Source organism: Accumulibacter sp. (genome assembly GCF_031732815.1).
Lineage (GTDB): Bacteria > Pseudomonadota > Gammaproteobacteria > Burkholderiales > Rhodocyclaceae > Accumulibacter.
In genome coordinates, this window is record NZ_JAVMKF010000040.1 from 1 (window position 1) to 8553 (window position 8553).

The window sequence follows — 8553 nt, forward strand, 5'->3', positions numbered from 1 at the left end:
AGGCACGGGTTGCTGCCAAGCGTTTCGGCTGCCGGCATCGCGCCTGCGCCGTCACGCCGGATATTCTGGTGGCCGACATTCCGACCGTCGCCCAGCATCACGATCAGCCCTTCGGCAATTCGCGCCACGCGACGCAGCACGTTTTCCAGGTTGATCATGCCCTGTGCCGGACTGCACGCTGCGTCTGATCGAGCCGCCGTGCCCGGATGCCAGCCTGTTACGCCGCATCGCCGGGACACGCGATCCGGCGGGAGGCGCTAGCGCGGTGGCGCCTTGCCGGAGAGACGCTCGTCGATTTCGCCGACGTACGCCGCCAGGCTGTTCTCCGTCTGCTGCAAGGCATTGAGCAGGACCTGTTCGAGCCGGTCGAGGCGCTCGACGAGGGCAGCGTCGGCCCGGCCTGCCGCACCGCTGCCGGCGAGCTTGCCGAGTTCGCTTTCGATGAAGCCACGCAGCTCGGTGAACCGCGAGGCCTCGGCCTTGTCGGCGAGTTCGCGGTTCGCCTGCAGTTCCTGAGCGTGGCGGCGCGACTCGAAATGCGCCGACGCCTGGACATAGACGACGAAGATCAGGAAGAAGACGGTCAGGAAGCCGGTGATGCCAAGCATGACGATGCCGAGCGGCGCCTGCACTTCGGCTACGCCGAGCGAGAGCGTCGTCGGCGTGATGAAGGCGTGCCAGTTGAGAACCGAAAAGGCGGTGATGCCAGCCAGAACGAGCAGCAGAAACAAGGTGCGCAGCTTCATGCGGGACGACTCCTTGAGGACTTGGGCGGCGAGGGACGAAGTCGTCATACTAGCGCAGAGCGCGCCAGCGAGTGCGCGCGGCCGACCGCCTAGGGAAGCTCGGCCGCCGGCATGCGGGCGAGAATGATCGCCGTCTTGCGCGCCAGGCCCGGCGCGTGCCGGTTGCGGTCGTAGAAACGCGGGTTGGGAACCATTCCAGCCAGGCGCGCCGCCTGACTCGGCGAAAGCTGGCTGGCAGTCGCCGCGTAATAGTGGCGGGCAGCCGCTTCGGCGCCGAAAATGCCCTCACCCCATTCGATCACGTTCAGATAGACCTCGAGAATGCGTCGCTTGCTCCAGATGCTTTCGAGCATCAGTGTGATCAGCGCCTCCTCGGCCTTGCGCCAGGGCGTGCGCGCCGGAGTCAGGAAGAGGTTCTTGGCCAGTTGCTGCGAGATCGTCGAACCGCCGGCGACGACTCGACCCTTCTTCTGGTTGCGCTCGATCGCGTGCTGGATTCCCTCCCAGTCGAAGCCCTCGTGATCGACGAAGCGGGCGTCTTCCGCGGCAATGATCGCGCGCTTCAGGTGCGGCGAAATGCGCTCATAGTCGACCCATTGCTGTTTCACCTGCGCCTGCGGGTCGCTTTGGCGCAAGGCGGCGAGGCGGATTTCCATGAAGCGCGTCGACTGCGGATTGGCCCAGTTCCACCACAGCACCCAGGCGAAGAGCCACACCTGGTAGAGGACGACCAGGGCAAAGAAGGCGAGCAGCAGGCGCTTCAGCCAGACAGTGAAGCGGTGCATCAGGCGCCGGTTGCGCGCAACATGGCGATCACCGGGGCGCTCGCCGGACGAACGCCACGCCAGAGGTAAAAGGCTTCGGCCGCCTGTTCGACCAGCATGCCGAGCCCATCGGCCAGCCGGGCAGCGCCCTGCGCCCGGGCAAAGGCGAGAAAAGGCATCGCCGCCGCGCCATACACCATGTCGTAGGCCAGGCTCTCGGCGGCAAATACACGCTCCGGCAAGGGCGGCAGAGCGCCGCTCAGGCCGGCCGAAGTGGCATTGACGACGAGATCGAACGAGGTGCCGGCAAGTTGCGCGTAAGCGCTGGCGCGCAACCGATCGTCTGCAGCAAACTGGCGGACGAGCGCCTCGGCGCGGTCGATCGTCCGGTTGGCGATGACCAGCGTGTGCGGAAGCGCTGCGAGCAGCGGAGCGATGACGCCGCGCGCCGCGCCGCCGGCGCCGAGCAGCAGCACGCGGCGACCGGCGATGGCGCAGCGCAGGTTGTCGACCAGGTCGCGCAACAAGCCTGCACCGTCGGTGTTGTCGCCGAGAATCTGCCCGTCGGCAAAGACCAAGGTGTTCACCGCCGCGGCCAGCTCGGCGCGCGGCGTGCGCTGGTCCGCCAGGCGGAAAGCCTCTTCCTTGAACGGCAGCGTGACGTTGGCGCCGCGTCCGCCGGCAGCGATGAATTCGCGCACGCAGCCGGCGAAACCGTCGAGCGGTGCGAGCCGCGCCTCGTAGCTGATCTCCGCGCCGCACTGGCGGGCGAAAGCGGCATGGATCAGCGGCGACTTGCTGTGCCCGATCGGGTTGCCGAAGACCGCGTAGCGCTCGCTCATGCCTTCAGCGCGCCTTCGTTTCCAGGCTGTCGCGCTGCGTGAAGTTCCAGCTCCGGGTGATCACCAGAACGTCGGTATCGTCCTGAATCGCCGGCGGAAAAGCAGCAAACGGCGCGGCCATGGCGACGATCCGGCGGGCTGCGTCGTCGAGAATCTTGTGCCCTGACGAGCGGTTGATCTCGACGTTGGCGACGCTGCCGTCGCTGCGCAGCGTGACGCTCAGGACCAGACTGCCGTAGAGCTTGCCGCGTGCCGCCGCCGGATAGTTGAGCGTGCCGATGCGCTCGATCTTCTGCCGCCAATCCTCGATGTACTGGGCAAAGCGATACTCCTCGGCGCGGACGCCGATGAACTTCTTGCGCGGACGCCGGTTGTAGTCGTCGAGTTCGCGCGCGATCTCGCCTTCGATCCGCGCCATCGCCAGCGCACTCTGCGCCAGATCGCGCCCATTGACGCTGGCCAAAGGCTCGGGCTGAACCTCGCGCTCGGCGACCGGTGCGCTGCTCGCCTTGCTCGGTGCGCGCGCGACCAGCCTTTGCTGTTGCGCTTCGAGTTCCTGCACCTTACGCTGCGCCTGATGCAGTTCGTCGCCGTCCTGCTGCCGTGCCGCCGGCGGCAAAGGCGTTTTCGCCCGTCGCTCTTTGTCGGTATTGCCGCCGCTGTCGAGGTTGGCCTGTGCCCGCACCTGCGCTTCGCTCGGCGGGCGAGCCGAGCGGCTATTGACCAGGACGATGTCGAGCGCGCGCTCATGGACCACCCGCCGCGGCGTCGGCAAAGTGAAATGCACCAGCAACAGCACGCCGTGCAAGAGGAGCGAAACCGCCAGCGCCAGCCCCAGTCTCGGCTCAGCCTGGCCTCGTCTGACCGGATGAAACGCAGCACTGCTCACTTCAATCGACAACCTCCAGCGCATCGGCTTCCGCCGCGTCGAGCAGCGCAGCCGGCGCCCGGACCGTTTCCAGGTAGCGGCAGGCAAGCTCGAGCGTCAGGAAATCGATCGACTCCAGGCGCAGCCGAATGCGCTGCCCGCTTTTCAGTTCCGGCGCCGAGGGTACGCGCACGACGAGCGGCAAGCCGTCGAGCCGGGCCAGATTCTCCCGCCCGACGCTGGCCTCGATCGTCTCGATTCCCTGCTGGCGCAGCCAGCGCAGGCACCAGTAACGTTCCATGCTGCGCTGAAAATCGGCGTACGCGGCATAGGTCAGCTCGAAGTCGCGCAGCGCAGCGAACAGGCTTTCCGAGCGCGCTGCGAACGGCGGCGTCTCGCCGCGCAGGCAGGCGACCAGTTGCCACTGATTGAGCAGGTCGACGTAGCGGCGCAGCGGCGACGTCGACCAGGCGTACTGCTTGACGCCCAGCCCCTCGTGCGCCTGCGGCGAAGTGCTCATGCGCACCTTGCCCCCGGTCTGCACGCGGTAGATCGCGGCGATCCCGCGTTGCGCGAGCAGACCGCCCCAGGTGCTGTTGGCGACGATCATCAGTTCGGCCACCAGCTTGTCGAGCGGGCTGCCGCGCTGGCGCACGGCGATTTCGATGCGGCACGCTTCTGCATCGGCAATGTCGCCCTCGACGCGAAAGTTGTAGTCGTGCTGGCCCTGCATCGCCGACGGCTTGCCGCGCCGGCCTTCGCAGGCATTGGCCAACTGCCAGAGCGTCAGCAACTCGTCGCGGAAGGGAAACTCGGACAAGCCGGCGGCAATCGTCTGTTCGTTGAACAGCGGTTCGATATCGTGGTGGCGCAGATTGGCCAGGACCGGGACGAGTTCCAGGCGCGACTCGTGCGCGGTAATCTCAAACTCCGGACTGACCGTGAGATAGAGCGAGAGCGCCGGGCAGTCGCGCCCGCTCGACAAGGTGAACAGATCAACCACGGCATCCGGCAGCATCGTGATCTTGCTGCCCGGCATATAGACCGTCGACAGGCGGCTACGCGCGACTGCGTCGAGCGGCGAACCGGGAGCGATGCCGAGCGACGGCGCCGCGATATGAATACCGACCCGCCAGCCCAGGCCAGGCATTGCCTGCAGCGAGAAAGCGTCGTCGATTTCGGTCGTCGCCGCATCGTCGATCGAAAAAGCGCGCACTTCGGCGCGCGGCAGCGCGGCGTTCACCACCGGAGCTTCGCCGGGTGGAAAGCCGACGCCCTGGGGAAACGAATCGAGCAGGAAACGCTGCAGGTGATAGTCGTGCGGCGAACGAATCGCGCCGCACCTGGCGAGCAGATGCACCGCCGAGAGGCCGGTCGCCCGGCACGCCTCGTCAAGCGCGCGGGCTTCGCTGCGACTACGCTCGGGCTTGTACAGCAACTGGCTGATCATCGGTCTGAACTCGGTCGGCAGCGTGAAGCTCTTCAACTCCTCGACCATGCGCGCGATGCTCAGCGCCTGCTGGCGCTTGCGCTCGAGCCCGGCCAGCGCCGCCTGCAGGATGTCGGCCGGCGCCCGCCGGAAACGACCGCGACCCTTGCGATGAAAGTAGACCGGCGCCGCGTGCAGGGCGAGCAGCAGCGCGGTCGCTTCGACCGCCGTCGCCGCGTGCCCGAAGTACTCGCCAGCCACCTCGGCAAACGAAAATTCCTCGTCGCCCAGGCACTCCCAGAGAAAGTCGGGTTCTATCCCGGCCGCCAGGCGCTCGGCGTCGTCAAGCAGCGCCGCCGGCGCAGGTTCGCTGAAACGCAGCAGAACGCTGGCCGCCTTGATCTTGCTCCGCTTGCCGGAAGCCGCCTCAACCTGCAGCGACGAATCGTTGTCGGCAACGATCGCGGCCGTCCGGAAAGCCCCGTCTTCTTCGAATAGAACCTGCATTCGAGCGATTATAACCCGCAGAATTCAATGATTTGCGGCAAGAGATCGGGAAAGCGCGTGAAACTGTGGTCGCCCCCGGCAAGGACGATCTGGCGACATCCGGCGTAATGCTCGACGGCCAGCCGGTAGTCGAGCACCTCGTCGCCGGTTTCGACCAGCAGCAGGTAGCGGGCCGGCGAAACGCGCGGCACGGCGAACGCCGCGAGTTGCTCGGCGTGTTCACGCGTAAACTCGAATGGCTCGCCCGTATGGAAATTGACGTGCCGACCGACCAGCCCGCCAAGCAGCACCGGCGCGCTGACCGCCGGGTTAATCAGCACCGCGCGCAGCGCGTACTTCTCAGCCAGCCAGGTGGCGTAGTACGCGCCCAAAGAACTGCCGACCAGCGTCGTCGGCACGTCTTCGGCCAGCAGCGCCTCGGCTTCGGCAATTGCCCGGCGCGGCACAGGCGGCAGAAAGGGGCAGACGAAAGCCTCCGCCTGACCGATTGCCGCCAGGTGCTCGTGGAGCAGGCGCGCCTTCCACGACGCCGGCGACGAACAGAAGCCGTGCAGATAGAGCAGACGCGGCGCAGCCAAGTCAGTTGCTCGTCCAGGAAACGACACCGTAGTGCCAGGTGACCAGAACGACGACGCCGAAAGCGATGCGGTACCAGGCAAAGGCCGAGAAATCGTGCGTGCTGATATAGCGCAGCAGCCCGCGCACCGCCCAGAACGCCGAAACGAACGAAGCGACGAAACCGACCGTCCACATGCCGATGTCGTCGAACGAAAGCAGCGCGCGCTCCTTGTAGAGCTGGTAGAGGCTGGCGCCGATCAGCGTCGGCATCGCCAGAAAAAAGGAAAATTCGGTTGCCGCGCGCCGCGACAGCCCGAATAACAGGCCGCCAATGATCGTCGCGCCCGAGCGCGAGGTGCCCGGAATCAGTGCCAGAGCCTGCGCGCAGCCGAGCTTCAAGGCGTCGGTGAGCGACAGGTCGTCGATCGACTCTATGCGGATACGATGTTCGCGCCGCTCGGCCCAGAGGATGATCAGCCCGCCGACGATGAAAGCGGTGGCAACGACCGGCGCATTGAACAGGTGCGCCTTGATCGCCTTGCCGAACAGCAGTCCGATGATCGCCAGCGGCAGAAAGGCAACGAGCACGTTGAGCGCGAAGCGCTGCGCCGCTCGGTCGCTGCCGAGGCCGCGCAGAACCTGGCCGATCTTCGCCCGATATTCCCAACAGACGGCGAGCATCGCCCCCGACTGGATGACGATCTCGAACAACTTGCCGCGCTCGTCGTTGAAATCGAGCAGATCGCCGGTGAGAATCAGGTGACCGGTCGACGACACCGGCAGAAACTCGGTAACACCTTCAACGATACCGAGAATGAGCGCCTTGCCAAGGAGCAGCAGATCCACAGTGGGCTTTCGCAAAAAGCCCGCATTCTACTCCGAATGTCTGGCGGCAGGCGACAGAGGATTGATCTGTAACTGTTATCGCTCGCACCGCTGCGAGCGGCGCCGATCAGCTTCGCTCAGGCGCCAAGCGGTGGCCGAAGCGGCAGCAGCACCAGCAGCGGATTCACCACCGCCGCGCCACCCACCAGCGAGTCGCGGGCAGGAAGCGTGCCCTGCCCGCCCGCATCAACGCCAAGCTGCCGTCGCCCGGCTGCACCTGCGGCGACGGCCAGGGCAACGCCTACTGCTTGCTGGCCTTGATGTCGCCGTCGGCGCCAAAGCCGATCGTGTAACCCATCGACACGTGGTGGAAACGGCCCAGCGCCCGATCCGCGTGCACGGCGACACCGAACGGAACGGCCTTGCCTTCGGCCAGCGCACCGGCGAGCTTGCGCGTGAAGGTGACGGTGTAGGTATCGCCCGCCTTGCCACCCTCGGCCTTGACGCCGGCGCTGCCGCCTTCCATGTTGCGCTTGTCGCTCACCAGGCCATCGGCAACCTTGGCGCCCTTGGCGCTCTTCCATTGCATCAGCTCGTAAGCGCCGTCCTTGGTGTACTTCGTCTTCTTGTCGTCGGCACCCGGCATCGTGCGCGCGTCGGCGTGACACGTCGCCCAGCAACCGACCTGTGCGCCCTGCGCCACCTTGTCGTTGGCGAACATGACGGCAACCTTGACTTCGTTCTCCTTGTCGGCCGGGTCCACACCGCCGCCCGGCGCCTTGAAGCTCAACCGGATGTACGCGTTGTCCTTGTCATACGCTGCCTGAACGGCAACCGGGAAGTTCATCGTCTTGGGCGCGCCCTTCGGCTCGAGATCCTTGCCGGCCAGGCGCTTCATGTCGAAATTGAGGCCACCCTTCTCTTCATGACAGCCAACGCAGCTCTCGCCCTTGTTCAGTCCGGTGCGACCGCTGTGGTCCGACTTCTTCATGATCCACTCGATCGGCGTAACGCCAGCATGAAACACCTGCACGTCGCGCTTTGGCACTTTGCCCCAATCGGGAGCCGCTTGCGCCGTCTGCGCTGCGCACGTCAGCAAGGCACCAAGGACGGCAAGGGTGACGCTCGTTTTCTTCATTTCAAACTCCACGGTAGTGTTGATGCAATGGTGAACGGCAAGAGGCGGAACTGAAACCCTCGTCCGCCCCCGGTCGTTGCTCGGTTCGACTTCGCTCGGCCGTTGCCAGCACCTACTCGTCTGGCTCTTCCGGCATGTTCTTCGGCTTCTTGTGGGCGATTCCCTTATGGCAATCGATACACGTCTTCTTTTCCTCCAGGCCGATCTTGTGCATCTTCGATGCCCGCGCCTTCTGCCGCTCGATGTCCATCGCCGAGAACGAATGGCAGTTGCGGCACTCGCGCGAATCGCTCGCCTTCATCCGCTCCCACTCGTTCGTCGCCAGTTCGAGGCGCTTGGCTTCGAACTTCTCGGGCGTCGAGATCGTCCCCATAACCTTGCCGTAAAGCTCCTTGCTCGCCTGGATCTTGCGCATCATCTTGTGTCCCCAATCCTTGGGAACGTGACAGTCGGAGCAGTAAGCGCGTACGCCGGTACGGTTGCTGTAGTGAATGGTCGTCTTGTACTCCTGATAGACGTTGTCACGCATTTCATGACAGCCGATACAGAATTCGAGCGTGTTCGTCGCTTCCATGGCCGTATTGAAACCGCCCCAGAAGAGGACGCCGGCGACGAAGCCGATCGACAACAGAGCCAGCAACGAGTACCTGGCACTCGGACGTTTGAGTGTTGCCCAAAAACCTGGGCTGTTTGCGGCCACGATGCTGTCCCCCCTAGACTGGTTAAGGCCATCCGCCAAGCGCCGATGGCTGCGTTGAGTCTAGCGGAACGCGATGCCCCCACGGTTTGATCTAGGTTAACAATTGGTACAAATCGCAACCGATGGTTACGCGCGCCGGGCAGCGCCCGCGACCCGGCGCAGTGAGCCGATGTCCG

9 protein-coding genes are annotated in these 8553 nt (G+C 65.2%); all 9 read right to left on the reverse strand.

The window, feature by feature from the left end; translation table 11 throughout:
• Window positions 1-257 precede the first annotated feature (257 nt).
• Window positions 258-746 carry a LapA family protein gene (locus tag RKP46_RS03380; RefSeq protein WP_311097303.1) on the reverse strand — a complete coding sequence of 163 codons (489 nt, stop codon included), beginning with the start codon at window positions 744-746 and terminating at the stop codon, window positions 258-260.
• An 89-nt stretch (window positions 747-835) separates the two neighbouring features.
• A complete protein-coding gene (mtgA, locus tag RKP46_RS03385) occupies window positions 836-1531 on the reverse strand; it encodes a monofunctional biosynthetic peptidoglycan transglycosylase (RefSeq protein WP_311105318.1) in 696 nt (231 codons plus the stop codon).
• Window positions 1531-2352, reverse strand: a complete 822-nt coding sequence (aroE, locus tag RKP46_RS03390) for a shikimate dehydrogenase (protein ID WP_311105319.1) — start codon at window positions 2350-2352, stop codon at window positions 1531-1533. The genes mtgA and aroE overlap by 1 nt, the downstream gene beginning before the upstream one ends.
• A 4-nt stretch (window positions 2353-2356) precedes the next feature.
• Entirely contained in the window at window positions 2357-3265 is a 909-nt protein-coding gene (locus RKP46_RS03395) for a TonB family protein (RefSeq protein WP_311105320.1), read from the reverse strand.
• Window positions 3243-5156, reverse strand: coding sequence for an RNB domain-containing ribonuclease (locus tag RKP46_RS03400; protein WP_311097307.1), 1914 nt, complete (start codon window positions 5154-5156; stop codon window positions 3243-3245). Before RKP46_RS03400 ends, RKP46_RS03395 begins: the two co-directional genes overlap by 23 nt.
• 8 nt (window positions 5157-5164) lie before the next feature.
• Window positions 5165-5734, reverse strand: coding sequence for a YqiA/YcfP family alpha/beta fold hydrolase (locus tag RKP46_RS03405; protein WP_311097308.1), 570 nt, complete (start codon window positions 5732-5734; stop codon window positions 5165-5167).
• Between the two features lies 1 nt (window position 5735).
• Window positions 5736-6560 (reverse strand): undecaprenyl-diphosphate phosphatase, encoded by an 825-nt coding sequence (locus RKP46_RS03410; protein ID WP_311105321.1) that lies wholly within the window; start codon window positions 6558-6560, stop codon window positions 5736-5738.
• A 280-nt stretch (window positions 6561-6840) separates the two neighbouring features.
• Window positions 6841-7677: an ethylbenzene dehydrogenase-related protein gene (locus RKP46_RS03415; protein ID WP_300332881.1), complete on the reverse strand. Its 837-nt coding sequence runs from the start codon at window positions 7675-7677 to the stop codon at window positions 6841-6843.
• Window positions 7678-7789: 112 nt separating this feature from the next.
• Entirely contained in the window at window positions 7790-8377 is a 588-nt protein-coding gene (locus RKP46_RS03420; RefSeq protein WP_311097311.1) for a NapC/NirT family cytochrome c, read from the reverse strand.
• Window positions 8378-8553: the final 176 nt, after the last annotated feature.

Excerpts from the sequence above, each read along its gene's own strand:
- RKP46_RS03400 (WP_311097307.1), bottom strand. The coding sequence starts at position 5,156 with ATGCAGGTTCTATTCGAAGAAGACGGGGCTTTCCGGACGGCCGCGATC.
- aroE (WP_311105319.1), bottom strand. The coding sequence starts at position 2,352 with ATGAGCGAGCGCTACGCGGTCTTCGGCAACCCGATCGGGCACAGCAAG.
- mtgA (WP_311105318.1), bottom strand. The coding sequence starts at position 1,531 with ATGCACCGCTTCACTGTCTGGCTGAAGCGCCTGCTGCTCGCCTTCTTT.
- RKP46_RS03415 (WP_300332881.1), bottom strand. The coding sequence starts at position 7,677 with ATGAAGAAAACGAGCGTCACCCTTGCCGTCCTTGGTGCCTTGCTGACG.
- RKP46_RS03380 (WP_311097303.1), bottom strand. The coding sequence starts at position 746 with ATGAAGCTGCGCACCTTGTTTCTGCTGCTCGTTCTGGCTGGCATCACC.
- RKP46_RS03395 (WP_311105320.1), bottom strand. The coding sequence starts at position 3,265 with ATGCGCTGGAGGTTGTCGATTGAAGTGAGCAGTGCTGCGTTTCATCCG.